Here is a 24,143-nt window from a genome sequence, read left to right on the forward strand (position 1 = left end):
ACGACTCATAAGTTGTCCTCAGGGCCGCGCGGCGCCGGGTTACGGGTGATAAACATCGCATCACCGTAGCTGAAAAAACGGTACTCGTTAGCGATGGCGGCCTGGTAGGCAGCCATGGTTTCCGGGTAACCGGCAAATGCCGACACCAGCATCAACAGCGTGGATTCGGGCAAATGGAAGTTGGTGACCAGGCAATCGACCACATGGAATGGCCGCCCTGGGAAAATGAAGATATCGGTGTCGCCACTGAACGGTTTGAGCACGCCATCACGTGCTGCGCTCTCCAGCGAACGCACGCTGGTAGTGCCCACCGCAACCACTCGACCGCCACGCGCCTTGCACGCATTAACCGCGTCCACGACGTCCTGGCTGACTTCCAGCCATTCGCTGTGCATATGGTGGTCTTCGATGTTATCCACACGCACCGGCTGAAACGTACCGGCCCCCACGTGCAGGGTCACATAGGCGGTGTCGACGCCCTTGGCGGCAATCGCATCCAGCAGTGGCTGGTCGAAATGCAGCCCGGCAGTCGGTGCGGCGACGGCGCCGAGGCGCTGTGAGTACACGGTCTGATAGCGCTCGCGGTCCGCGTCTTCGTCGGGGCGGTCTATATAAGGAGGCAACGGCATATGGCCGACACGCTCCAACAGCGGCAACACCTCTTCAGCAAACTTGAGCTCGAACAAGGCATCGTGGCGCGCGACCATCTCGGCTTCGCCACCGCCCTCGATCAAGATGCTCGACCCCGGTTTGGGCGACTTGCTGGAGCGCACATGGGCCAGCACACGATGGCTGTCCAGCACCCGCTCCACCAGGATCTCCAGCTTGCCGCCGGACGCTTTTTGGCCAAACAGCCGCGCCGGAATCACCCGGGTATTGTTAAAAACCATCAGATCGCCTGGGCGCAAATGCTCAAGCAAATCAGTGAATTGACGGTGTGCGAGGGCACCGCTGGGCCCGTCCAGGGTCAGCAGTCGACTGGCGCGACGCTCGGCCAAAGGGTGGCGAGCGATCAGCGAATCAGGGAGCTCAAAAGTAAAGTCAGCAACGCGCATGATGGGGTTCGTCTAGCAGGGCCGGGAAGTCTAGCGGAAATAGTGAAAATAGACCATGAAACGTGATTGACCAACGGTAATCTCATCTCTATACTTCGCCGCCATTGAGCCCTGATGGCGGAATTGGTAGACGCGGCGGATTCAAAATCCGTTTTCGAAAGGAGTGGGAGTTCGAGTCTCCCTCGGGGCACCATCTTAAAGAAAGACCTTGAAATTCAAGGTCTTTTTTTTCGCCTGCAAAAAAGTGGGCGGCGGGCTAATTCATTGCTCACCGCCCATTACCAACGTGAAACACGATCCAATGTGGGAGATTCTATGGTTTGGGGGAAGCCCCCAACCCCGCTTTTGATTGATATTCGCTCTGGTTTTTCATGAGCGAAAAGGCGATACGCGCTAACTTGCGGGCAATGATGACCAGGGCTTGAGTTGTTTTCAGGCCCCTTGCCAGATAGCCCTCGTATAAAGGCTTCCAGGCTTTTGACCTAATACCTGCTGACGCCGCGTTATGCAGCAACCTGCGGATCTCTGAGTCACCTTTCTTGCTCAACGAACGGCGCCCGTTCATTTGCCCAGAGTCGGACACCCTCAAGTCCATTCCCAGAAAAGCAATGTAAGCGTCAGCACTTTCAAACTCTCCTCGTTGAAAGGCCATGGTCAGGGCAACTGCCGTAAGAAAACCAATACCCTCGACGGCTTGGCAGCGTCTGACTTGATGCAAGACACCCGCCTCAGTGACAGCAGCTAATATCCGTTTTTCAATGAGGGCTTCATGTCTATCAAGACAAGCTGAAATGCTCTTGGACGAGGCTTTGAGCAACGGCTCACCTGCCCAGCTCTGGTTCAGAGCAACACGCATCTTCACCAGTGCGGCACGTCGGCGAAGCAAGCTTTGAAGTTTGGTATAAATCTTCGGCGGCGGATTCCAGGCACGCAAATCGGCCTGTTCATTTCTCAAATAGCGAGCTAGTAACTGCGCATCGCTGAGGTCTGTTTTGGCGCGCCCACCAGTGCCTTTACGGTAGTGATCACCGCGCTGGAACAAGAGCTGGTGACGATTGATCTGCATATCACGGAGGCACAAACAGAACGCGCCAAGATCGAGAACAAAGCAGCTCACCTGGCGAACACTGTGCTGGAAGAGCAGTGGAACGAGGCTGCGAAAGCACTGCTGGAGACCGGCGGCAAGCTGTGGGCTGCACGAAAACTGATTAGCCTGGATCCGGTTTCGCTGCTGAAGCTGCACATTCCTGAGCAAGGTGAAAGCTTCGGAAGCCGGACCTCTCGAGAACTTGCAGACCGCTCACACCAACACAGCCTGCTTGACCTGTTGCCGGCCTAAGCTGAGCCCTCCCCGAAGCAACCGGCGAGGGTCAGCTGCTTCGGGCCAACCATCGGTCTAACCATGAATAAACCACTACAAAAAAGTGCTCAGATGCCTGATTACATAAAGGCCCGAAAACTGCATTGGAACGGGATAATTGTCGTCCTGGCCGGTACGAAAAAGTCAAATGCAAAATCAAACAAGGTCGAAAGCATACGATTCATGATCGATTTATTTAGGACGCACCATTCATCCAATCTAAAGGACTGTAGTCACTTCTAGATTTCGCTGTGGTTTCAATTTGATCGAATAGTAATCCAATGAAAATTCTCAACCCATAGTTCTCGTCTGAAAATTTCATGTACTTTCCCTGGGGTGGCGGTCGTTTAGCATTAGGAGAAGTCATTCTGACGCCCCATAGATGACCATTATCAGTATATATTAAAGAATTATGTAGGCTTTTGTTGTTAAAACAATGATCGCCAAGGTTTGCTATTTTTGAGTCAAAAGCAAACATGGCGCATACAGGATAAAAACTACGGCCTTTTGGTAGCTTTCCTTTGCTAGCCATCTTGAGACCATCTGGGTTATCTGGATCAAAAGAGTTAATTATCTTAGTGAGTTGCGACAATGCAGATGTATCGAGAACACTTTTTACTTCGACGACCCTCAAAACTGCATCAATCGGATAGATACCGCGCCCTGACTTATCCAAAATCGGCGGCATTGTTCTTTTGTCATATATAACAATATCGATTTGAGGGCTCTGCCTTCCTTGCTTGTCAACAACGACCCCGGACCCTATACCAAATTGAACTGGAAGATATTGCTGAAGCAGGCTTATGACAAACGCCTCGCGAAGACTACCTTTCTCCCCATTATGCTCGACATCTTTAGTTGCCAAGAACATCGATCGCAATTCTTTTACATTTGCCGCGAACATAGCTTCAAACATGAATATAGCCTTAGTGGATTGTCATACATTACTTCAGCGATCATTGCAAATCTCATGTGCAATTCAGCGGCTGGTTATATCCTGCGTTAGCAGGGAAATCAAAAAAACTAAAAGGGTGTATCTCTGATAAATATACCGCCCAGCTTACCTGAGCGGCTTGAGCCATACGGCTTCACCTAATATAAATTGCTTCTCAGTGAGTCCGCACTTTAATTTAATCGGTGTCCCCATCGGCATGCACAACACCGAACGATTTGAATTTTATAAATTTAGAACCAAACTTTTCTTCTGGAACCTTGAGCTTTAAAAGCTCATAAAAGTTCTCATCGTGTGTAGACAAAATTATTTGACGATCAAATTTAATTGATATATTCCGCAATAAGTCGATTACTGAAAGTACGTTGATTGAGTCCATGGAGTGGATCGGATCGTCAATCAGTATTGATCTTACTGGCTGACCATCGTGTTCAATATGCAGCGCTTTCGCCAGAAAGATACTCAGGCTAAGTATGTTCAATTGTGCCGAACTGAAGTACAGAGCCGGAGAAATTGGCTGGCTCATTTCCTCCTCATAGAGATACACTTCCAGTCTTGGCCTATCTTCAATAGGGAAAATGCACTCAAATCTTACGGTTTTGAAAAATGGATGCGGGTCAATCTTTCGATAGATAGAAGTAATTAAATCAGTATAAAAGAAGTTATCGATGCGTTCCTTGAGCTTAATCTCAGTCTGCCTTAGCTCCCTGCTAAGCGAAATATACAAGGCCTCGATCTGGTTTTTTGTATCTCGATGCGAGTCAATTTTGGCGCGCAGCTCCCTAAACTTAAAGAATGGCAAAACGTCTTCGATTTGGGCCTTAACAACATTGGCAAGCATTAAAGAAGAAGAAGCTTTAGCTTTTCTCTCATCAACTTCAGACTTGCCAGCCTGCAATTCATTATACAGAAGCTCAATTGGCGCGCTGAAATCATTAACAATAGGGCTTAAGCTTGCTTCAATTTGCATTAAAGCGTCTTGAAGCCCATTTAGCTCCTCGTTAAGCGAGACCAATCTTTCCAGGAGTAGATTTTCAGATGAGTATGCGTCAGTTTTTATTAAGTCCCCCTGAGCTTTTGTTATGTTTTCCGCGGAGACAGATAGTTCTTTTTTTAGGTTGTTTTGGATTTCGTTCAGTTCGTTATGCTTTAGCGAAAACACTTCAACAATATCACCGTCCGGTAGTATGTATTGATTCTTGAGATTTTTATATAATGTGTAGATATCATCTTTTTCTGCGACATCCAACTTAGCGAGGATTCCAGCTCTGTTGGAGGCTATAACTTCGGTTGCTTCATTGGAAGCTTTGATTGAGGCGAGCACCTCCTCAAGGCGGCTTTCGATTGTAACGATGGTCGCTCTAATGCTAGAAATAGCTTGGTTCAAATATTCAATGTAATCGCCTTTACCTAGGTTTCTAACCGCAGCTCTGAGGCTATGTAAGCTATCGGTTTTCACTGTGTGTTCTTGTTTCGCATTTATCATTTCACGATTTATGCGTTCAATCTCAGATTCAGTGTTTGAAAGCCTGGTGCTGATATCAGCGATTGCAGATGATTTAAGAGTTTCCAGGTAGCTTTGCCCGCGGTTCAGAAATTCATCAATCTGAGTAATTTTTTTCTGAAGTTCTGCTTTGCTTGCTAAAAGAGATTGGAGCGCGGTCTCAATGCTACCATTTGATTGGATTTTTTCTAGAAGGGCGTTGTGGGACTCATATTGCGCGTTGCACACAGGACACGCATGGGAAAGAGTTTTAGACAACAGTGTTTTTGCCATGCTCATGAGTGAGAACAAATCGGCAGATTGTCCGCTTAAATCCTTGGAGTTCGCATCTAATATATTGATTTGTTCTTGGATCTCGTCCTTTAACTCTATGTGCTGGTGAAAATTCACAATAAATTGAGGATCTGGCTTAAGTAATGCTTGAGTCACATCGGAAACAATTGATTTTCCGACGGCAAGGCTAGCGTACTTCGCTAGTTCCTCCAACAATGAGTTTTTAAGAGTTAGTGCAGTTGATAGTCTCCTTTCGGACTCGGTTACCTTTGCATTTAGACCGAGAATTAATTTCTCGTGCGTATCAATGTCGACAAACTGAGATTCGATCTTAGTCAAATCATCAAACAAGGTCGCCAACTGAGTATCATTGTCAAGCCGTTCGCGGCGGAGAGATTCTAATAATTGAACATCCGCACTGCTTGATATTTTTTTGTTACTGAGTAAAACATCGACGGCAGAAAGCTTCTGCTTATTGGTGGCGATGTCTTTAATTACTCTGTTAAGTTGCTGCTGATTAGACAAGATAAGAGAGATGAGCTGAGCCTCATCAACAAAAGTTCGGAGTCGTTGCTCTAAATTACTTTTAGTGTCTAGCGCCTTAGACAACGCGCTAATATCATCTCTGTTGGCACGTATTCTTTCTAAATCAGCATTAAGTTTCGTGCGGTGCTCACGGTACTGGCCAAGGAGAGGCAGGCTTCCCAAACAGGAGTCAATTGCCAGACCTTGTTGCAGTAGTGAAGCTTGCTCGGATTTTAATTCGATTACGCGCTTAGAGAGCATGGAAAGTAACTCCGTTTGCTCTAACTCTGTGAACGAACTTCCAATCTTAGGAAAGCTACCGCCGTATAGATTTATTTCGTCTATGGTGTTATTTACTTCGTCTACGCTAAACTCTAGTGTGGGCTCACGCAGGTTTTCTTCCAGAGCCGATATTGCATCTCTCAGTTGTTTTAGCTCTCGATTACAAGATTTTATTGAAGAGAATAGACTGCTACGGTATTTTTCATCATTCCCTCCAAAAGCCCCCATGAACCGATCATAGCGTTGTTCAGGTCGCTCTTCTTTTAAGAATGCATCAATTGCATCTTGAGATAAGAAGATATCCGCTAAATGCTTGGTCGTTATGTCTGTTTTCGCTGTGTCATATGTATAGTCGCGCTGACCGGAAGCGGGCCGTCGGACAGTACGATTAAACTCCTTATTTCCAGTCGCCCTTACTCTTACGTAGGAGGGCGCGTCTTCCGCGATATACCGATTTTTTAATATTCTTTGTGAAGACCCACTAGTATTCAGGTATAGGGATGCTGAATCATTACTTGTACGCTGGCTCTCCCTAATATACCGGCCTATATTATTTGTTATTGCCCATTCCATAGCATCATAAAAAGAGCTTTTGCCAAACCCATTCGGGGCATATATTGATATAAAATTGGAAACATTGCCGTCTGAATTTGAAAAATCAAACACTCCATCTCCTTCAAGTGCGTACGCGCGAAAACCTACAACATCCACGGATTTAAATTTCATTGTTAGAAATCCATTTAGCTAAGTAAAGAACGTCTTCAGATGACAGGGTTGAATTGGATTTTTTATCTGATAGCAGTTGGTTCAGCTGTTTGTGTAGCCCGCTTAATTCCTCTGCATCCTCTTGAGGCATATATGAGAATACGGGACCGAGTTTTAGGTCGGCACCTAAAATTTCGTTATTTAGATGAATCTCCGGGTCAAACGTATGAGTAGCATCTGAAACTACAAGTTTTCGCATGCAAAATTTGTCATTTTCAATTTCATACTTTGTCGTCTTTGCAATTGAAGACGGGGTTACAAATGCAAGGTAGATATTCCACGCGTCAAATTTATTTTCCAATTCAGTCTGGTATTCGTACGCTATAACGCTTGTCACTTTCTTCCATAAAAAAAGCAAGTCACTTTCATCTTTCAGCCAGCAGACAAAACAGCTTATGTAATTTTCTGGTTGTGATCGATATAGGGAGAATCCTGCCCGAGGAAACTGCTGAGATAAAAACTCAATGCCTTGTGTAGCTTTAGATATATGCATTGTAAAGGTCTTTTATTAGGGCCATTAACTCAACTTCACCATATTCATCGCTTCCAGCGTAGTAATTGGCAAAACTTTCATCGTCATCTACTACGCAAAGCTTATGTAGGCCGGTTAAATTGTAAACTGTGAAGTCAATCGCTGGGTTGGTAATGCCTGAGTCGACCATCATTTCACTTTTTTGGCCGCGCCCTATGTCAACCACAACCTTTTTTAAAGACGACTTGCGGGCTTCATGTTTCGGGGCGCTCTCCCCAGTACTGACGACAATCTTGCCACCGAGTTTCAGACCACGGAAATCTGATCGAAAGATATCCATCAACTTCCAAATCCAATTATCTTGATCGGTTGAAAATAGGAATCTACGTCGAGCGGAGTTTTCATCAATGTAAGAGAAATCGGCAACATCAATATCATCGATTAGGCTGCTGATTATTAAGAATTCAAGGTATGCGATCCAAAGCTTTTCGTTGTAGAGATTTTGCTCGGGGCAGTCTCTAATTAATAGCTTTTTCTTGAACTTCTCAAAGAGCGTGAAAGGGTTCATTTCCTCTGCAGAACTGAGCTTAGAGCCACGCTCTTGAAGTTGATTTATGAGGAACGTGAGGTTATTCGGGTCCTCGGCTTGGGCAAAGCATTGAAATGTTTTATCTACCAGCCCTATAAAACTAGCCATGGATGGAGGATGTATTTTTTCAAGTCCAGACTCGGTAATAAACTTTTCGACAATGGCTATAGGCGTGCAAATAACCTTCCCATGAAACTCACGGTCGACGACGCCTTCTACTCGTGACTCTATTCCCTGAAGAAATATGTCTCCTCCAATTTCAACAAATACTCCCCCGCCGGAAGATCCCGCTACTTCACCCCAGCCAGGCCTCCCGTCAAGGGCTACTGAAAATCGGTCGTCTTCAACTTCATTTATTTGCCCTGGATACTCTCTTAATTGTTCACGAGGCTCTAAGCCTCTACGGATAGCAGGATATCCGTAATAAAAAACCTTCTTATTTCTCTCTGGTTTTGATATGGAAATTTGCAGGTCGGAGTCTAGCAGCTTACTGTCAACAATCAAAATGGCTATGTCGTTATCATCGCTCACAATTCGCTTTGCTAAATTAATTACGTCTCCATTTATTTTTGTGACGATGATTTCATCGATATCGTGATATAACCGCGAATTCTCTTCAATCTCCAGCACGTGTTTCGCGGTGAGTATATAGCTTTGGTTGCCCAGAGCCGGCTGGACGAGCACACCACTTCCATCATTAACCATGACGACATGGGAGCGTATTTTGTTAATTTGGTTAGGCAAAGGTTAGCTCCCCAGATAGAGCCATGACATTTTTCCCTAGTTTTGAAATTTCGTCTCTAGTGTAGACGCTTGAAATTACCGACTTGTAATTAAAAAATATGACTGCATTAGAGTTTTTACTGTGAATGCGTGCAAACGTTACTTTGTTTGGGAGGCCATGGCGAGTTGCATCAGTGCTCACTATGTAACTTGAACAAGTTATTGCAGACAGTAGTTCAAGGCTGGTGTTACCTTTGCTCCCGTGGTGAGAGAGCTTAACCATCTCTGCGTTGATAGGGGTATCGGCATTGTATCCCAGCCTTGCTAGGCCTTGGGTGATGCTAGTAGGGTGCGAATCACCTAAGAACAGAAAATTTTTCTCGCCTACTTTTAAAATAAATGAGATCGAGCTTCCGTTTGACTTTGACTTGTCTTCTTTAAACGAGTCTTGATCAAGAAGTTCTTTGTAGCTCTTTTTCCAGTCGGTATTTGATGCCGAGGTGAATGGGCTAGATTGATCTTTCTCCCACTTCACCAAAAGCTTTTTTAACTCATCTTCATTAGGTGTCAGACATATCAACTCGCAGCCTTGCAGCGCATATTTATCGCCCTGTTTTATCACTCTCTCTTGCCATACCCCAAGGTCTTTTAGCAACCGATCTAGGGTGTTCCCTTGTTTAATGGATGTATTTACGGACTGAGTAAAGTTCCCTGTAATTTCTTTACTTGGATCTACTTCAACCTTGAAGTACTCATGAATTAGTCGTCCAGAATTAAAGATCACTTTACGCGCAAGCTTTGTAAGTCCGTCTTTTACCTCAAAGGCCTTTATTAAGCCGCCAATATGATCTTCGTCAACATGTGTAAGTATGACGAGATCAATTTGTTTGCCTTCAACTTCTAACTCGTTGAGTAGGGCTCTGAGCTCTCCCTGTGGAGAGACACCGAAGTTAGCTTCTGGGCCCCCATCGATCAGGATCCTCTCCGTGACAGTTCCTGAGTCAATGGTTATGAATATGCAATCGCCGTGAAACGCTTTTAACACACGGACGTTAACTGGCATGGCCTTCTCCTCCCTGAGCTCATTGCTAGAGTAACGGCATGCACAGCAATGCTAGCTGAGAATGGTTATCCCTAACGTGGGCAATTTTTAGCGCAACGCGCTGGCAAATTGCTATCTCTTACCTTGTTCATTTTGGATTAGCAATTAATTTTCGATTTTTATCTAGGCTTGACCTGCCTCCGCTCTTTTATGAATGTCTGCGCGACGCCGGCGGAAGCCCTGCGAAGAGGTCTGGTCCGATGACATTCGTTTTGATCATCAATAAACGGGGCACCGGTGAGCAGTCATTTATGTAACATCTATTTGCCGTGTAACACGTCTATCGGGAAAAGAAGAAGAACCGTGTGACGCCACCTAAATCGTTTAAAATCATATACTTATAATTAAGCGTAACGCGTGTAACACCCGTAACACGGTTTATAAGTGCCCCCAAACCCCATTAGTATCGCCCCTTCAGCGAGGCGGATCAGTCACACTTTTGGATCTGCTTAGATAACGGGGGGAAGGGGGTAGGAAACCCGCAGGATCGTGTTAGCGGAAAGTAACCCAGCTTAGTGAACAGGTGAACCCGGTGAACTCCAGTTCAGCTGTGCATTTGCCCTACCGTTTGGCCCCTCTGCGAACACCATTACCAATGCGGTAACGATGCCCTCTTTTCTTCAAGATCCTTTCGATTTCAACATTGAAATTTCAGTAAGCTGGCACGGCTGCCGCTAACGCGGTCCCGCGGGTTTCTGACCCCGTGTATAGGATAATCTCCCAGGGTCCCCAGCGAGTTGATGAGCTAGCCCCATACCAGCGGACCAAACGACAGAGCTCTTTTTTTTCCGGGGAGAACCATTGACCTCAAAGAAGCGTGAACGCAAAACCGCACCACGAGATTCTGGCAGCTCAAATGCCAAGAACACGACACTACGAATAGGGAGTTTGATTAATGGCTCAACTCACCACTATCGCAAGATTCCAATGCCCAGCGTGTAAGAAATCTGCTTGTGTGACCGTCGATGTCCCTGAAGTTGACTGGTGCGTGGAGCCGCTGTCCGACTCGCTATCGGAGGATGACACTGATATTGAATGCAATGAATGTGGCGCCCCATTCAGCGTTCACGTGCAAAACTCGCCAGCAGGTTGTTTTATAGAGCTCGATGAATACCCTGACGTCGAAGTAGATGCTGACGAAGCACCATTTTCGGCTGATGGTCCTGATGACGAGGATTGGTTAAACGATTACACACCTCCAAACCCATTTGATGTATTCGAGTCCAACCAACATCACTTGGGCGACGTCCTGGCTGAGTACGGCATTGGCGGCACAGGGGTGTTGAAGCGATCCGCTTCAGTAATTAATCGAATGGTTTTTGCCGAAACGATCAGCGCCATGGAGGCCTACCTGGGTGACACCCTCCAGAGCGCGGTGTTGAAAGACCCTATGGGAATGCAGCGCATGGTGGCCGAAGACAAAGAGCTTTCCGCAGAAAAAATTTCTCTAAATGAGATTCTGGGAAACCCAAAAATAGTAGAGGAGCGGGTTCAAACCTACCTGCGTGGGCTGCTGTACCACAACTTGGCCAAAATTGAAGTGATTTTCAGTTTCGCGCTTAAAATTGAGATTTTTCCACATAAAGAACTCAAGCGTCGGCTGCACAAAACGATAGTGCTTCGTCACGATGTGGTACACCGAAACGGTCGGGACAAGGAGGGCAATGAACAACACTTCCCTACTCAATTGGTTGAAGAAACAATGGACGATGTGAAAACGTTTGTTGATCATGTTGAAAACTCTGTTCAGGCGCTGAGCAAGAAGATGCCTCCGCAAAGCTGAAAGGTGAGGCAGCAGCTCAGACCTTGTATCCCTATCTGTATCCCTAATTGTATAATCCCGTTACAAGGCACGTTTTATATGGAACGCTCGAGTCTCCCTCGGGGCACCATCTTAAAGAAAGACCTTGAAATTCAAGGTCTTTTTTTTCGCCTGCAAAAAAGTGCCAGGCGTGGCAGTGGAGGTAGCGGGACCATGGAGTTGACGCTTGAAGCGGTTGCGTTGTTCGCGTTGAAGCTGGTGCATGAGACTGACCACGGCAGCCCATTGCTGCGCGATGATCCCGTGATGGAGGGCTATGATCGCGAAGTGTTCGGGTTGTTAGTGCGCCAGGGAAACCTGGCCGAGATCCAGTTGAAGCTCGATGAGTGCATCACCCAGGCGTTGATTGCATTGGGTGGAGCGGACAGCGTGCTCGGGCGTGAATTGCAAAGGCTATCCAACGATGTGCAAAACATCGCTCGTCTTGATGAGTTGACCTGCACGCTGACCGTACTAAAGGGCTATCTGAAAGATGTGCAATGAATCATTGATCAGCATAACGGCCAGGTAAACCATCAACACCGCCACCCCTGCATCCAGCCAGCGCCAGACCGCAGGCTTGCGAAACAATACCGTCAATCGCTGACAGCACAGCGCCAACACCACGAACCACACGAGTGATGCCGTCATGGCGCCTGTCGCGAACAGCGCCTGTTGGCCCGCAGGTTTCGTGGCACCGATGGAACCAATCAGCACCACGGTATCGAGCCAGGCGTAAGGGTTGGCAAAGCCGAGTATGACCGCCGAGCGCAACAGCCCTCTTTGCGAGTTGCCGCCTTGAGCGTCCGGCATGGACTGATCCCGGATGCAGGCCAACAGACGTTGGCCACCAAACCAAAGCAGATAGGCAGCGCCGGACAACAGCAATAGTGCCATCACCTCAGGCCGACTTCCCAACAACGAACCTAAACCCGTGACCCCGAAAGCGATCAGGAAAATATCGGCCAAGACGCAAATAGCGACGACGCCCCAGATCGGCCCGCGACCGACACCTTGGCGGATCACCAAGGTGTCTTTCGGGCCAGGGGCGGCGAACAGTCCGATACCCAAGAGCAAACCTTCGAGGTAAAGGGCATTGAAGTGAGGAAACATGGACTGTTCGAGCCCTCCAGGACTATTTAGCGCAGTTGAATCGGTTGATTACCGAAACCGGTATGACGAGCATTCACAGTACTGCCCAGGTCAATGGGTTTCTGGCGGTAAAAGGTCGATAGCAACTGATCCGGATTGGGGTTTGCAAAGTAGATCAATGAGCTTCTGGCAACCGGTTTGCTGGGTGCAAGTACAGCATGGTAGGCGGCAGGCACGGCATGATCAGAGAGTTCTGTCAGCAAGGAGCCCGCCAGCACCGCGACCTCATTCTCCAGAAGGCGTACCGGCTCCAACGATCGTCCTTTCATCAAAACCAGCCCTTCGCGGGTAGGCTTGATAAACGAAAGCATATGCCCGTCTTCATGAGGATCCTGGGCATATTTACGAGAACTGTCTTTGGCCTGTGGACCATAGACGCACAACTGGATGTACGATGCCGAGCGAAAGGGGGCCAAGGTTTGAACGCCAAACTCCGCGCAAATGCCATCCATCACTCCCTGGGCTAACTCGCTCATCTGTCGCTCATAACTGCCGACTGAGGCAACGAAAGTACTTCGGGTGAATTCGAAAGCGGTTCTTTTTGAAGCGTGCGCGGGCCAGTAACAAAACCGCTCGCACAGGTCCGGGTGTTCCTCGGCAAGGGAGTACTCGGCGCCAAAAGGGAAAAACCCATCCGTGTCCTGGGCAAAGGAAAATTCATCCTTGATGGCCTGGGGAATGGCCGAATACCCATCAATGATCTTTTTGTAGTCCTGCAACATCGCATCAGGAATTTGCAGGATGCCAAAGCCTGATCTGGCTATGGATTCGCAGCATGCTTTAAATTGAGACATAGCTATATCCAAAGATAGTTGTAAAGGAATGCAACACACCAGGTTCGCAAGCATGCGAGAAACCGCGACACTGGATATAGTCAAACAGAAAGGGACCGATCCATGTCCTTCACAACGTCGCTAGCAGGTTGCGAGTGTGCACGGTTCAATACACGCGACGGCGAGCAAGTTGTCCTTTTTGGCGAACAAGTTGACGACTTTTTTCAAGGATTGGGATCACATACGGACATGAGCATCAAAACCCGCGGCACCCTCCAGGCACTGGTCATACGACGCAGTCGGGAACTGGGAAAGTCCATGACTACCCTGGCTAAGGAAGCCGGTATTTCGCGAACCTATTTGTACGGATTGGCGGGTGGCATCTCAAAAGATCCGTCGGTACGCACCTTGATCAAATTGGCCAAGGCGCTGCAGGTGTCCCCCTTAATGCTGTTCCGCTACTTCGCCGATTTGTCCGGCTCGCCCGTCGATGCCCATTCAATGGCAACCACCAACCGAGCCATCGGCCTGCATGATCTTGGCGACGTTGTGGTATTCAACGCCGATGTCACCACCCCCGACCAAACCGTCGTGTTGCCAGGCGAAACATTTCAGAAAACCTGGGAGATCCAGAATGTGGGCACCCGCGCCTGGCGCGGTCGACGATTGGTACGAGTAGACGGTGAATACGTCATCGCCCGTCGAACGGCTACAGGCGCGCCCCTGGAAGTGGTGATGGACAGCCACCTGCGCAGCCTTGACAGCGAAGTACCGATCGCCGAAACCCTGCCTGGGCAGCCGGTGCATATCACGGTGGAGTTTGGAGCGCCGCGGGAGACCTGTACGGTCACCTCGATCTGGCGTATCGAAGATGAACACGGGCGCCCCTGCTACGGACCTGCATTCATCCTGCATGTGATCGTCAACGTCATGGCACGCTGAAAGCAGATTTAGCGCCGCCCTTCCACCGCCATCCGCACCGCCAAGCCCATCAACACCGACCCCATCAGCCAGCGCTGCAACACCTGCCAACCCGGCCGGGTGACGAAGAACACCGCGATGGAACCCGCCATGCAGGCAATCACCGCGTTGACGCTCACACTGATAACAATCTGCAGGGAGCCCAGCGCCAGGGATTGCATCAGCACACTGCCATGCCCATTCGGGTCGATGAACTGGGGCAGCAGCGACAAATACATCACCGCCACTTTGGGATTGAGCAGGTTGGTGACCAAGCCCATGGTGACCAACTTTCGCGGGCTGTCCTTGGGCAAGTTGCGCACCTGGAATGGCGAGCGCCCACCCGGCTTGACCGCCTGCCAGGCCAGGTACACCAGATACAGCGCCCCGCCGAGCCGCAGCGCGTCGTAGGCAAACGGCACCGCCATCACCAACGCCGTGATACCCAGCGCCGCGCACACCATATACACCACAAACCCCAGCGCCACCCCACCGAGAGAAATCAACCCGGCCGTGCGCCCCTGGCAGATGGAGCGGGAAATCAGGTAGATCATGTTCGGCCCGGGAGTCAGTACCATGCCGAGTGAAATCAGGCCGTAGGCGAGCAAGCTGGACATATCAGGCATGGATTGGCTCCTGGTTTTTTAGGCTGCCAGCGTGAAATCCTTCGCCGACGCGGTCGTGTTGAGCGTCATGCTAGGGGCTTGCAGGCCCAGGCGTTAGATACAGATCCGCAAGTAAAACGTCATACACCGGCACCACCACTTACCCAGGACAGGCACATGATCGACTTCAACAACAAAGGCTTCTTCAAACTCAAGCAAAACAACGAATACGCCGAACGCGTATCGGCCCTGCTGCTGGACGGCGAAGAAGTGGTCGACGCGTACAAAGCCATGCGCGACGGCGTCGTGTTCACCACCAAGCGCATCATCGCGGTGAATGTGCAGGGGATTACCGGCAGCAAGAAGGACTTCACTTCATTGCCGTACGAGAACATCGTGGCGTACTCGGTGGAAACTTCAGGGACGTTTGATCTGGATTCGGAGTTGGAGATTTACTTTTCTTCGTTGGGGAAGGTGAAATTCGAATTCACCGGCAAGACCTCGATCGTGGAAATCTCCCGGCTGATTTCCAAGCATCTGCTGAGTTGATCCACATCGCTGTTCAAAAGTGAGCCACCGTTGGGGCGGAACCCTAGGTGGCCGTTACCTCAGGAATGGATATGTACTCGGTATAACTGTGTCAGCTGTCAGGCCGTCTTCGCAGGCAAGCCAGCTCCCACATTTGGATCGCAGCGCGTCAGCTAGACCAACGCCCGCTGTCAGGCCGTCACGGGAGCAAGCTCCCTCGCCACAGGTTCAGCGTCGCACAGCTCGCCTAATTTTAAGTCGCCCCTCAACCCCGTCGAAGTACACGATCATTCCCGCCCCCGACTCAAACGCCTGCCATACCAAACCGCACCGCTCAACGCCGCTCCCAAAACCACAACCCCATTCCCAACCAACCAAAACCCAAAATTCCTGCTCTGATCCGCATCCCCTTGGTAAAACGGCCCAAAATACGCAGACACCGCCACCACCAAACCGTTAAACACTCCGAGCGCCACTACAACCACCCCGACGACAAACACCACGCCCTTAACCAGCTTCATATGACCTTCTAAAACCAGCGTATTTTTCACACGAACGTAGCAAACGCTTTGCCGATAATGGTGAGGTCAGGCGCAAATCAGAACGGTCCTACTTGTGTGTAGGCTTTGGATGCAAGCTAAGGCTCACACTGTGCTTTTTTGTAGGATCGAGCTTGCTCGCGAAAAACGTCAACGATGACGCGTGCTTCCTGAATGAATGCGACGCCTGTGAGCTTTTCGCGAGCAAGCTCGCTCCTACAGAGGACAGAGCGCGGTGATGCGTGTCAGCCTGGGCGCCTCACTTGGGCTGGAATGTCGCTAAGTACGCCAGGATATTTTCAATTTTCTCCTGGTCACTGATCCCCCAGAAGATCATCCGCGTGCCACTGACCACCGCCTTCGGGTCTTCAATGTAGGCCGCCAGTTTTTCCCGCGTCCACACCACGCCCGAATTTTTCATCGCATCCGAGTACTGGTAGTCCGTGGTGGTACCGGCAGGCCGGCCAATGATGCCGTTCAGTTCCGGGCCAAAACCGCCCCGCGCGCCTTCACCGATGCTGTGGCAGCCGCCGCAAGTCTTGGTGAAGAGTTTGCCGCCCGCCTCGGCGTCGCCCGCAGCGAGCGCGGGGGCAGCGATAACGGTGAGGGCGAGGGTCAATAACACATACTTCATTCAGGTCTCCCTATCGGCTGTTGCCGTCGATTATGCCTGTTCGACCGGCCTTTCCCCCAGCCGCTCTACCAGGCGTACCAGATAACCGTCCGGGTCTTGCACGATAAACTGGCGTTGCCCGGCCTCCACGTCACCGGCTCGGTACCAGGCGTCTTCTACATCGCGGAACAATGGCCAGCCGAGTTGCGCCAGGCGTTGCAGAATGGGCGTCACGGCGGGCACATCGATTTGCAGGTTGATGCCGCGCCCGAACGGTGACTGCAACGGTGCGGTGAGCCACTGGCCGGCATCGGGGTCGTATTGTTCGAGCATGATGTGCGCGCCGTGCAGGTCGAGGTAGGCAAAGCCTTCTTCTGCGCGCTGATAGGCAATGGCGAAACCTAACTGTTCGACCCAGAACGCCAGGCTGGCGCTGAGGCGGGTGACGATCAGTTCCGGCACGAGCGGGTTACGGTTAAACATGGCATTCCTTGGGCGGCAGGGTGGCGTTCACCTTAACGGATTGTGGTGCCCATGGCTCACAAGCGGCCAAACGACCACCCATCGATTAAAAAACATCCAATCGAACCTATCCGGCCACCTTCCACTCCACCTTACTGAACCCCCTGATGGTGGAGTAAGGATCATGGCTCAGCCATCGATTTTGGTATTGGAAGACGACGAGATCATTCGGGCGTTGATGGTGGATGTGCTGGAAGACTTTGGTGCGGTGGTGACATCGTTTGCATCGGCAGACGAAGGGATGATTTACCTGGAGCGCGGCGATGACCCCGTGGATTTGATTGTCAGTGATATTCAAATGCCCGGTTTGCTCAATGGTTATGACTTGAGCCGTGTGGTCGCCCATCGCTGGCCTGAAGTGCAGGTGGTGCTGACCTCAGGCAACACGAAAATCGCCGCCGAGTTGGGCAGTTCGGTGCGGTTTCTGCCCAAACCGTGGAGTACCGACCACTTGCTCGAGTGCGTGCAGACGGCATTGATGCACTAGGGCCTGCCCCTGCATTGATAGCAGCTCGATATCATTTCAACCGAACTTGAGGGCCCGGTCTGCGGTCATGTAAGGTGCAAGGAGCGACTTTTCTGATCCGCTGGTCAGCCTTTTCGCTTCTGCGTTCAGCTGACGACAATGAGTTGTGTAGAATCGTCGCCCATTTTCACGCGTCATTCATGGCCGACAGGCCCACAGTTCGAGCTCATTGAATGCATTCACAGGCCCATGACGTTAGTGCGCCCTCCTTGTTGGAAACGTTGCGCACGGGCACGGGCCTGCTGCATGTGGCGTTGGAACAGCGTCTGCCGTTTTTTTCCGAGCGCCTGGATGCCCAGTGGTATCGGCGCTTGCTGCAGGCGTACTACGGCTTTTATCAGCCAATGGAAGCGGCGCTGTACGAAAGCGGCTTGATTCCCGATGGATATGAGTCTGCGTTGCGTGTGAAAACGCCAACACTGGTGCATGACCTGCATGCACTCGGCCTGACCGACAATGCCATTCATGCCCTGCCTCGCTGCACTCAACTCCCCGCATTAGACACACCAGCTGCGTGCCTCGGCGCCCTGTATGTGCTGGAAGGCGCCACCCTGGGCGGCCAAGTGCTGCGCCGGGAAATGGCCTTGCGCCTGGGTGTGAACGCCGACAACGGCGGTGCTTTTCTCAATGTATACGGCGCCGAGACCGGACGGCGCTGGAAAGATTTCCTCGATTATCTGGGCCGCCAGCCACTGGACACACATGCCGCCGCGCGCGCGGTGATGGCGGCCCGTTCGACATTCAGCGGCTTTGAGCAATGGCTCGACAGCCAGGAGGTATTGCTATGAAACCCGAAGATTTTGAAGAGCTGCTTGCCAACTGCGCCGACGAACCCATTCGTTTTCCGGGGGCCATCCAGCCCCACGGCGTGCTGCTGACCTTGTCGGAACCTGGCCTGAACATCATTCAGGTAAGTGCCAACGTCGGTACGTTGTTCGGCCACGCCCCCGAGGCGCTGTTGAATCAACCACTGCACAGGTTGATTGGCGAGGAGTACGCCCAGGCCGTGCAAACCATGGCCGAGGACAGCGCATTCCTGGACTCGCCGCCCCTGCTCATCACCTTCAAGGGTGAGCAGTTCGAAGGCCTGTTGCATCGCCACCAGGGCGTACTGGTGCTGGAATTCGAACCACGGCTCAAGGATTTCAAACCCCGTGCGCACAATGGCCGCACCAGCGACCTGGGCAAGATGCTGCACCGCCTGCAATCGGCAAAAACCTTGCAGGCGCTCTACGCCATCACCGTCAACGAAATCCAAGCCATGACCGGCTATGACCGGGTGCTCATCTATCGCTTCGAAGAAGAAGGCCATGGCCAAGTGATCGCCGAAGCTTCGGCACCTTCCATGGAATTGTTCAACGGGCTGTTCTTCCCCGCGTCCGACATCCCCGAGCAGGCCCGCGAGCTGTATCGCACCAACTGGCTACGGATCATCCCGAATGCGTCCTACGAACCGGTACCGCTGCTGCCCAAATTACGCCCGGACACCGGGCAGCCCCTGGACCTGAGCTTCGCCACCCTGCGCAGCGTGTCGCCGATTCACTGCCAGTACATGCAGAACATGGGCGTGTTGTCGTCCATGAGTATTTCGCTGATGAAGGGCGACAAACTCTGGGGCCTGATCAGCTGCGGCAACCGCGAGCCACTGCTGGTGCCTAACGATTTGCGCATGGCCTGCCAGACCATCGGCCAGGTGCTGTCATTGCAGATCAGTGCCATGGAGACCCTGGAGCTGACCCGCCAGCGCGAAGAAAAAGTCGAAGCGCTGGCGCTGCTGGACCTGGCGATGAAGGCCTCTGCCAATAACGTATTCGACGGCCTGGCCCAGCAAGGCCGAATGCTGATGAACCTGACCCTCTCTGGTGGCGTGGCGATCATCGAAGATAAACAATTGCACCGCTACGGCAACTGCCCGGAACCGGCGCAGATACGCGCGCTGCACAAGTGGTTGCAGGGCAACGGCGCACCGGTATTTTCCAGCCATAACCTGGCCTCGGTTTATCCGCCTGCCGCCGAGTATCAGAGCGTGGCCAGCGGCGTGCTCGCCATGAGCTTGCCCAAGCCTGTGGATAACGGCGTGTTGTGGTTTCGCCCGGAAGTCAAAGAGAACATCCACTGGAGTGGCGACCCGCAGAAGCCGCTGAATCTGGAAACCTGCGACGCGGGCATGCGCCTTCGCCCACGCACCTCGTTTGAAATCTGGAAAGTGGAAATGGCCGGCATCTCTACCAAATGGAGCCATGGCGACCTGTTTGCCGCCAATGATTTGCGCCGCTCGGCCCTGGAGAACGACCTGTCCCGGCAGGTGCTGCGCGAGCAACAAGCGGTGCGTGCGCGGGACGAACTGGTCGCGGTGGTTTCCCACGACCTGCGCAACCCCATGACCGTCATCTCCATGCTCTGCGGCATGATGCAAAAAGCCTTCAGCTCCGATGGCCCCCACACCTCACGACGCATCTCTTCCGCCATCGACACCATGCAACAGGCTGCCGGGCGCATGAACGTGTTGCTGGAGGATTTGCTCGACACCTCGAAAATCGAGGCCGGGCGCTATGTGGTCAAGCCGGTGGCGCTGGACGTCAGCCAGATTTTTGAAGAGGCGTATTCGCTGCTGGCGCCTCTGGCCTCGGAAAAGGGCATCGACCTGTCGTTCAATGTCGAGCCTGGCCTGCAGATCAAAGCCGACCCGGAGCGCTTGTTCCAGGTGCTGTCAAACCTGATCGGCAACGCGATCAAGTTCACCCCACGTCAGGGCAACATCGGCATCAGCGCCATGAGCAACGGCGAGGAGATTGTATTTTCGGTGCGCGACTCCGGTGAAGGCATTGCACCGCACGACCTGCCCCATGTGTTCGATCGCTATTGGACCCAGACTGAAAACAACCCCACCGGCAGCGGACTGGGACTGTATATCACCCAGGGGATTGTCCAGGCCCATGGTGGGCGCATCGAGGCCGAAAGCGAGTTGGGCCGCGGCAGTGAATTCAGGTTTACGGTGCCAAAGCCTGCTTGAAACGCGTACAAATCCTACAAGTTCAACATATGGTTACTTATGGCCGGGAACGAAAAAACCGGCCAGCCCCACTCAATCAGTGCGCAGTCAAAGGGATTATTGATGCGACAACAATCCTTTAATTGAGTAAGAGGTTTACCATGATCATCGGCAATTCGTTTAGCAATCTCACCTATAACATCGAGCAATCCGTAAAAGATACTCAGCCCCCTGCCAATCCCGAATCAACCTCTTCGCAGACTGACACCCTCTCACAGGGGCAGAACACGCGACCAAAACCTAAATATTCGAGTACGACCTCTCTTGGCGGAGGCAAACTGCTTTAAACCGTGACCGGACACCGGCAACAAGTGCAGCGCACAGCGCTGCACTCCGTTAACAAAACACTGACATCCTCTGCGTTATCCTCCCCAGTTCCACTTGGAATGAGCAGCATTCTTCATGCTTCAACCCGACACTTTGCCCGCGGTCATTGCCGGCCCGCTCCTACGGCGCCTGGAGCCGCAGCGCCTGGTTATCTGGTTGGTGGGCAGTCGTGTCCTGCCACTGTCCTTGAGGCTGCAATTACCCTCGGGCGAGGCGCTGGATAACCCACTCGATGCAACGCACTGCCAAGTTGTGCCCGTCGGGCGCCACGCCTTTATCCACCTGATCGACATCGCCCTGAGCCACGCCCTGCCACAGGATGAAATCATCGGTTACGACCTGTTGATTGACGGCCTCGGCATTGCACAATGGGCACCGCACTTGCTGTATGGCGACGCCACTACGCCCAGCTTCGTGCTGCATAGCCGCATCCACCACTTGGTGCATGGCTCGTGCCGCAAACCCCACCACCGCGCCGACGAAGGCTTGTTGTGTGTCGACCGCCTGTTGGCAGATGCTCGTACACCGCTCGACCGCCCAGCCTTATTGATGATGAATGGCGACCAGATCTACGCCGACGATGTCGCAGGGCCCATGCTACGCGCCATTCATGGGCTGATTGCGCGCCTGGGCCTGTTCGATGAGTACTTGGAGGGCGCGGTGGTGAGCGACAGCGCCAGCCTTTATGGGCATCGCGCCAGCTACTACCACCGGGCCGACCTGCTCCCTGCGCTGGACAGTAACGAGACCTTGCGCGAACGCTTTTTCGGCGGCGTGAAGAAGCCGATCTTCACCAGCAGCACCGCCGACAATCACCTGGTGACCTTCGCCGAAGTGATCGCGATGTACCTGCTGGCCTGGTCGCCAGCATCCTGGGCGCTGATCGCGCCAGAACCGCCGCCGCTGAGCGCGCAAGAGCAACAACGCTACGCCCGCGAACAGGTTCACATCGACCAGTTCCGCGACGGCCTGCCTGGAGTGGCGCGGGTGTTCGCGCACCTGTCGACGCTGATGATGTTCGACGATCACGACATCACCGACGACTGGAACCTCAGCGCGCAGTGGGAAGAAACCGCCTACGGCCATCCCTTTTCCAAACGCATCATCGGCAATGCCTTGCTGGCGTATCTGCTATGTCAAGGCTGGGGCAACCAGCCCCAGGTATTTGGCGAACTGCTGGGGCAAACCCAGGCACTGACCGGCCAGGTACAGGCCAATCATCTCGACGCGGCGGCGCAAGACGCGTTGCTGGAGGCCCTGCTGAAATTCCAGCAGTGGCACTACGTACTGCCCACCACCCCGGCGCTGGTGGTACTCGACACCCGCACCCGACGCTGGCGCAGCGAGTTCACCCTCAAGCAACCCTCTGGCCTGCTGGACTGGGAAGCCTTGAGCGAACTGCAACAAGCGCTGCTGGACCACCCGTCAGCCATCATTGTCTCGCCCGCGCCGGTCTTTGGCGTCAAGCTGATCGAGACGGTGCAAAAGGTCTTCAGCTGGTGCGGCTTTCCCCTGCTGGTGGACGCCGAGAACTGGATGGCCCACCGTGGCGCCGCTCAAGTGATTTTGAATATCTTCCGCCATTCACGCACGCCGGGTAACTACGTGATCCTCTCCGGCGATGTGCATTACTCGTTTGTCTATCAAGTGCTGATCCGCCATCGCAACGGCGGCCCCAATATCTGGCAAATCACCAGCAGCGGCATCAAGAACGAGTTCCCGCCGCGCCTGCTGGAATGGTTCGACCGCCTCAACCGCTGGCTCTACTCCCCGCGTTCGCCGCTCAACTGGTTTACCCGCCGGCGCACCATGCAGGTGGTGCCCTATATTCCCGAGCACGCCGAAGCGGGTGAACGGCTGTGGAACTCGGCAGGCATTGGCCAGGTGTTTTTCAATGAGCAGGGCCAACCGCAGGCCATTTACCAGCACAACGCGGATGGAAGGCCTCGGACAAAGATGATGGCGCCAGAAAAATAGCGTTTCGCCACTCGTCAAAAGCAGCACACCTGCCCTATTCAAAGCGCGCAAGCGCCGATGTACAGTAGCCCCAGCCACGGAGTATCGGCGTCAACCATGACTGGCCTTGGGCGCCAGCCCCCGCAGGAAGCGCGCAGATGGACGATACATCCGGCAAAGAACCGCTACGCAATGAGGTGTCCGACCTTAACGTCGACCTGTTGCACGCCATCATGGAACTGGTCAGTGATGGCATCTGGGACTGGAACGCCAACACCGGCTTCGTCTACCGCAACCCCGGCTGGTACGAAATGCTTGGCTACTCCCACCACTCCCTGGAAAACAGCGTGTTCACCTGGGAGAACGTGATCCATCCCGAGGATTACCCCTGCGTGATGGCAGTGTTCGATGATTACATCAGCCAACGCGCCCCTCATTACCGGGCCGAATACCGTTGTCGCAAAGAAGACGGTACGTACCTGTGGATCGAGGACCGTGGCTACGTCATTGCACGCAACCCCGACGGTTCCGTGGCGCGCATGGTGGGCGCACACCGCGATATTCATACGCGCAAATGCTCCATCGAACAGCTGCAAAAGCGCAACCGGTCCCTGGAAGCGCTGGTCGCGGAGCGCACCCTTGAGTTGTCACGCGTCAACCAGCAACTGCAATTGCAACTGGATGAAAACCGCTCCCTGGCCGAGCGTGACGCCCTGACGCGCATCGCCAATCGGTACCGCCTGGAAAAAGTACTGCTGGAAGAATGCGACCGTGCCGAGCGCTTCCGCCTGCCACTGGCGCTGGTGGCCATGGATGTCGATGACTTCAAGCCGATCAATGACCAATACGGCCACGGCGTCGGCGACCAGGCACTGATACGGGTGGTGGAAACCTTGGAAACCTGCGTACGCGCAAGCGACTTGCTGGCGCGCTGGGGCGGCGATGAATTTATGGTGGTGCTGCCCAAAAGCAGCCTGGACACGGCCAAAGAGCTGGCCGAAAGGATTCGCCGTAAAATCAAGGAGGCGGCCCCCGTGGGCGCCGTGAACGTTACCCTGAGCCTGGGCGTGGTGGAGCGGCGCATGGGTGAATCGCCGGCTGCGCTGATGGCGCGGGCCGATCAAGCCTTGTACCGGTCCAAGGCGGCGGGCAAGGATGGGGTGTCGGAATAGCCGCAGCTCCTTCCA

The 24,143-nt window shown here is 52.5% G+C and carries 22 protein-coding genes, 1 tRNA gene and 1 pseudogene; 11 read left to right on the forward strand and 13 right to left on the reverse strand.

Annotation, left to right across the window (positions count from 1 at the left end):
* Window positions 1-5 precede the first annotated feature (5 nt).
* Window positions 6-1,055: a tRNA preQ1(34) S-adenosylmethionine ribosyltransferase-isomerase QueA gene (gene queA, locus ACWHXD_RS25700; RefSeq protein ID WP_138762231.1), complete on the reverse strand. Its 1,050-nt coding sequence runs from the start codon at window positions 1,053-1,055 to the stop codon at window positions 6-8.
* 108 nt (window positions 1,056-1,163) lie between these two features.
* Between queA and ACWHXD_RS25705 the strand changes: the two genes are divergently transcribed.
* Window positions 1,164-1,248 (forward strand) — tRNA-Leu (locus ACWHXD_RS25705).
* Window positions 1,249-1,368: 120 nt separating this feature from the next.
* On the opposite strand, the pseudogene ACWHXD_RS25710 reads toward ACWHXD_RS25705, so the two are convergent.
* Window positions 1,369-2,079: pseudogene (locus ACWHXD_RS25710) on the reverse strand (transposase); the annotation flags it as partial.
* Window positions 2,080-2,103: 24 nt separating this feature from the next.
* Between ACWHXD_RS25710 and ACWHXD_RS25715 the strand changes: the two are divergent.
* Window positions 2,104-2,394: a hypothetical protein gene (locus tag ACWHXD_RS25715; protein WP_238344588.1), complete on the forward strand. Its 291-nt coding sequence runs from the start codon at window positions 2,104-2,106 to the stop codon at window positions 2,392-2,394.
* A 217-nt stretch (window positions 2,395-2,611) separates the two neighbouring features.
* Here the strand turns inward: ACWHXD_RS25715 and ACWHXD_RS25720 are convergent, their stop codons facing one another.
* From ACWHXD_RS25720 to ACWHXD_RS25740, 5 genes are all read right to left on the reverse strand, one after another.
* Complete coding sequence (locus ACWHXD_RS25720; protein WP_138763222.1) at window positions 2,612-3,331, reverse strand: DUF6602 domain-containing protein; 720 nt, start codon at window positions 3,329-3,331, stop codon at window positions 2,612-2,614.
* Window positions 3,332-3,545: 214 nt separating this feature from the next.
* Window positions 3,546-6,677, reverse strand: coding sequence for an AAA family ATPase (locus tag ACWHXD_RS25725; RefSeq protein WP_138763223.1), 3,132 nt, complete (start codon window positions 6,675-6,677; stop codon window positions 3,546-3,548).
* Entirely contained in the window at window positions 6,667-7,209 is a 543-nt protein-coding gene (locus ACWHXD_RS25730) for an ABC-three component system middle component 1 (RefSeq protein WP_138763224.1), read from the reverse strand. Before ACWHXD_RS25730 ends, ACWHXD_RS25725 begins: the two co-directional genes overlap by 11 nt.
* Window positions 7,196-8,521, reverse strand: coding sequence for an ABC-three component system protein (locus ACWHXD_RS25735; RefSeq protein ID WP_138763225.1), 1,326 nt, complete (start codon window positions 8,519-8,521; stop codon window positions 7,196-7,198). The genes ACWHXD_RS25730 and ACWHXD_RS25735 overlap by 14 nt, the downstream gene beginning before the upstream one ends.
* Window positions 8,514-9,563 carry a ComEC/Rec2 family competence protein gene (locus tag ACWHXD_RS25740; RefSeq protein WP_138763226.1) on the reverse strand — a complete coding sequence of 350 codons (1,050 nt, stop codon included), beginning with the start codon at window positions 9,561-9,563 and terminating at the stop codon, window positions 8,514-8,516. The genes ACWHXD_RS25735 and ACWHXD_RS25740 overlap by 8 nt, the downstream gene beginning before the upstream one ends.
* A 934-nt stretch (window positions 9,564-10,497) precedes the next feature.
* On the opposite strand from ACWHXD_RS25740, the gene ACWHXD_RS25745 reads away from it, so the two are divergent.
* Window positions 10,498-11,385: a hypothetical protein gene (locus ACWHXD_RS25745; protein ID WP_138763227.1), complete on the forward strand. Its 888-nt coding sequence runs from the start codon at window positions 10,498-10,500 to the stop codon at window positions 11,383-11,385.
* Between the two features lie 192 nt (window positions 11,386-11,577).
* Window positions 11,578-11,907, forward strand: a complete 330-nt coding sequence (locus ACWHXD_RS25750) for a hypothetical protein (protein WP_138763282.1) — start codon at window positions 11,578-11,580, stop codon at window positions 11,905-11,907.
* Here ACWHXD_RS25750 and ACWHXD_RS25755 read toward each other — a convergent pair.
* Together ACWHXD_RS25755 and ACWHXD_RS25760 are read right to left on the reverse strand one after the other, a co-directional pair.
* A complete protein-coding gene (locus tag ACWHXD_RS25755) occupies window positions 11,878-12,516 on the reverse strand; it encodes a LysE/ArgO family amino acid transporter (RefSeq protein ID WP_044268254.1) in 639 nt (212 codons plus the stop codon). The genes ACWHXD_RS25750 and ACWHXD_RS25755 overlap by 30 nt on opposite strands.
* A 26-nt stretch (window positions 12,517-12,542) precedes the next feature.
* Window positions 12,543-13,349, reverse strand: a complete 807-nt coding sequence (locus tag ACWHXD_RS25760) for a 2OG-Fe(II) oxygenase family protein (RefSeq protein WP_138763228.1) — start codon at window positions 13,347-13,349, stop codon at window positions 12,543-12,545.
* Window positions 13,350-13,577: 228 nt separating this feature from the next.
* On the opposite strand from ACWHXD_RS25760, the gene ACWHXD_RS25765 reads away from it, so the two are divergent.
* Entirely contained in the window at window positions 13,578-14,270 is a 693-nt protein-coding gene (locus ACWHXD_RS25765) for an NBR1-Ig-like domain-containing protein (protein ID WP_138763229.1), read from the forward strand.
* Between the two features lie 8 nt (window positions 14,271-14,278).
* Here ACWHXD_RS25765 and ACWHXD_RS25770 read toward each other — a convergent pair whose 3' ends face one another.
* Window positions 14,279-14,914, reverse strand: a complete 636-nt coding sequence (locus tag ACWHXD_RS25770) for a LysE family translocator (protein ID WP_138763230.1) — start codon at window positions 14,912-14,914, stop codon at window positions 14,279-14,281.
* 156 nt (window positions 14,915-15,070) lie between these two features.
* On the opposite strand from ACWHXD_RS25770, the gene ACWHXD_RS25775 reads away from it, so the two are divergent.
* Window positions 15,071-15,442: a PH domain-containing protein gene (locus ACWHXD_RS25775; protein WP_138763231.1), complete on the forward strand. Its 372-nt coding sequence runs from the start codon at window positions 15,071-15,073 to the stop codon at window positions 15,440-15,442.
* 266 nt (window positions 15,443-15,708) lie between these two features.
* Here the strand turns inward: ACWHXD_RS25775 and ACWHXD_RS25780 are convergent, their stop codons facing one another.
* From ACWHXD_RS25780 to ACWHXD_RS25790, 3 genes are all read right to left on the reverse strand, one after another.
* Window positions 15,709-15,942, reverse strand: coding sequence for a hypothetical protein (locus ACWHXD_RS25780; RefSeq protein ID WP_047711734.1), 234 nt, complete (start codon window positions 15,940-15,942; stop codon window positions 15,709-15,711).
* Between the two features lie 277 nt (window positions 15,943-16,219).
* Entirely contained in the window at window positions 16,220-16,594 is a 375-nt protein-coding gene (locus ACWHXD_RS25785) for a c-type cytochrome (RefSeq protein ID WP_138763232.1), read from the reverse strand.
* Window positions 16,595-16,624: 30 nt separating this feature from the next.
* The gene (locus tag ACWHXD_RS25790; protein ID WP_138763233.1) at window positions 16,625-17,056 is read right to left on the reverse strand and encodes a bleomycin resistance protein; all 432 of its coding nucleotides are present in this window, start codon (window positions 17,054-17,056) and stop codon (window positions 16,625-16,627) included.
* Between the two features lie 163 nt (window positions 17,057-17,219).
* Between ACWHXD_RS25790 and ACWHXD_RS25795 the strand changes: the two genes are divergently transcribed.
* The 5 genes from ACWHXD_RS25795 to ACWHXD_RS25815 all read left to right on the forward strand — a co-directional run bounded on the left by ACWHXD_RS25795 (window position 17,220) and on the right by ACWHXD_RS25815 (window position 24,128).
* Entirely contained in the window at window positions 17,220-17,582 is a 363-nt protein-coding gene (locus ACWHXD_RS25795) for a response regulator (protein ID WP_044268271.1), read from the forward strand.
* 212 nt (window positions 17,583-17,794) lie between these two features.
* Window positions 17,795-18,409, forward strand: a complete 615-nt coding sequence (locus ACWHXD_RS25800) for a biliverdin-producing heme oxygenase (protein WP_138763234.1) — start codon at window positions 17,795-17,797, stop codon at window positions 18,407-18,409.
* Entirely contained in the window at window positions 18,406-20,634 is a 2,229-nt protein-coding gene (locus tag ACWHXD_RS25805; protein WP_138763235.1) for an ATP-binding protein, read from the forward strand. Before ACWHXD_RS25800 ends, ACWHXD_RS25805 begins: the two co-directional genes overlap by 4 nt.
* A 441-nt stretch (window positions 20,635-21,075) precedes the next feature.
* On the forward strand, window positions 21,076-22,977 hold the full coding sequence (locus ACWHXD_RS25810) for an alkaline phosphatase D family protein (protein ID WP_138763236.1): 1,902 nt from the start codon (window positions 21,076-21,078) through the stop codon (window positions 22,975-22,977).
* 137 nt (window positions 22,978-23,114) lie between these two features.
* Window positions 23,115-24,128, forward strand: a complete 1,014-nt coding sequence (locus ACWHXD_RS25815; RefSeq protein ID WP_138763237.1) for a sensor domain-containing diguanylate cyclase — start codon at window positions 23,115-23,117, stop codon at window positions 24,126-24,128.
* The last annotated feature ends 15 nt before the right edge of the window (window positions 24,129-24,143 follow it).

Source organism: Pseudomonas fjordensis (assembly GCF_976987115.1).

What these genes read in the sequence shown, in the direction of transcription:
- ACWHXD_RS25730 (WP_138763224.1), bottom strand. Translation starts at nt 7,209, where the DNA reads ATGCATATATCTAAAGCTACACAAGGCATTGAGTTTTTATCTCAGCAG.
- ACWHXD_RS25810 (WP_138763236.1), top strand. Translation starts at nt 21,076, where the DNA reads ATGCTTCAACCCGACACTTTGCCCGCGGTCATTGCCGGCCCGCTCCTA.
- ACWHXD_RS25750 (WP_138763282.1), top strand. Translation starts at nt 11,578, where the DNA reads ATGGAGTTGACGCTTGAAGCGGTTGCGTTGTTCGCGTTGAAGCTGGTG.
- ACWHXD_RS25760 (WP_138763228.1), bottom strand. Translation starts at nt 13,349, where the DNA reads ATGTCTCAATTTAAAGCATGCTGCGAATCCATAGCCAGATCAGGCTTT.
- ACWHXD_RS25770 (WP_138763230.1), bottom strand. Translation starts at nt 14,914, where the DNA reads ATGCCTGATATGTCCAGCTTGCTCGCCTACGGCCTGATTTCACTCGGC.
- ACWHXD_RS25720 (WP_138763222.1), bottom strand. Translation starts at nt 3,331, where the DNA reads ATGTTTGAAGCTATGTTCGCGGCAAATGTAAAAGAATTGCGATCGATG.
- queA (WP_138762231.1), bottom strand. Translation starts at nt 1,055, where the DNA reads ATGCGCGTTGCTGACTTTACTTTTGAGCTCCCTGATTCGCTGATCGCT.
- ACWHXD_RS25725 (WP_138763223.1), bottom strand. Translation starts at nt 6,677, where the DNA reads ATGAAATTTAAATCCGTGGATGTTGTAGGTTTTCGCGCGTACGCACTT.
- ACWHXD_RS25795 (WP_044268271.1), top strand. Translation starts at nt 17,220, where the DNA reads ATGGCTCAGCCATCGATTTTGGTATTGGAAGACGACGAGATCATTCGG.
- ACWHXD_RS25765 (WP_138763229.1), top strand. Translation starts at nt 13,578, where the DNA reads ATGAGCATCAAAACCCGCGGCACCCTCCAGGCACTGGTCATACGACGC.
- ACWHXD_RS25775 (WP_138763231.1), top strand. Translation starts at nt 15,071, where the DNA reads ATGATCGACTTCAACAACAAAGGCTTCTTCAAACTCAAGCAAAACAAC.
- ACWHXD_RS25740 (WP_138763226.1), bottom strand. Translation starts at nt 9,563, where the DNA reads ATGCCAGTTAACGTCCGTGTGTTAAAAGCGTTTCACGGCGATTGCATA.
- ACWHXD_RS25800 (WP_138763234.1), top strand. Translation starts at nt 17,795, where the DNA reads ATGCATTCACAGGCCCATGACGTTAGTGCGCCCTCCTTGTTGGAAACG.
- ACWHXD_RS25790 (WP_138763233.1), bottom strand. Translation starts at nt 17,056, where the DNA reads ATGTTTAACCGTAACCCGCTCGTGCCGGAACTGATCGTCACCCGCCTC.
- ACWHXD_RS25785 (WP_138763232.1), bottom strand. Translation starts at nt 16,594, where the DNA reads ATGAAGTATGTGTTATTGACCCTCGCCCTCACCGTTATCGCTGCCCCC.
- ACWHXD_RS25805 (WP_138763235.1), top strand. Translation starts at nt 18,406, where the DNA reads ATGAAACCCGAAGATTTTGAAGAGCTGCTTGCCAACTGCGCCGACGAA.
- ACWHXD_RS25755 (WP_044268254.1), bottom strand. Translation starts at nt 12,516, where the DNA reads ATGTTTCCTCACTTCAATGCCCTTTACCTCGAAGGTTTGCTCTTGGGT.
- ACWHXD_RS25815 (WP_138763237.1), top strand. Translation starts at nt 23,115, where the DNA reads ATGGACGATACATCCGGCAAAGAACCGCTACGCAATGAGGTGTCCGAC.
- ACWHXD_RS25745 (WP_138763227.1), top strand. Translation starts at nt 10,498, where the DNA reads ATGGCTCAACTCACCACTATCGCAAGATTCCAATGCCCAGCGTGTAAG.
- ACWHXD_RS25780 (WP_047711734.1), bottom strand. Translation starts at nt 15,942, where the DNA reads ATGAAGCTGGTTAAGGGCGTGGTGTTTGTCGTCGGGGTGGTTGTAGTG.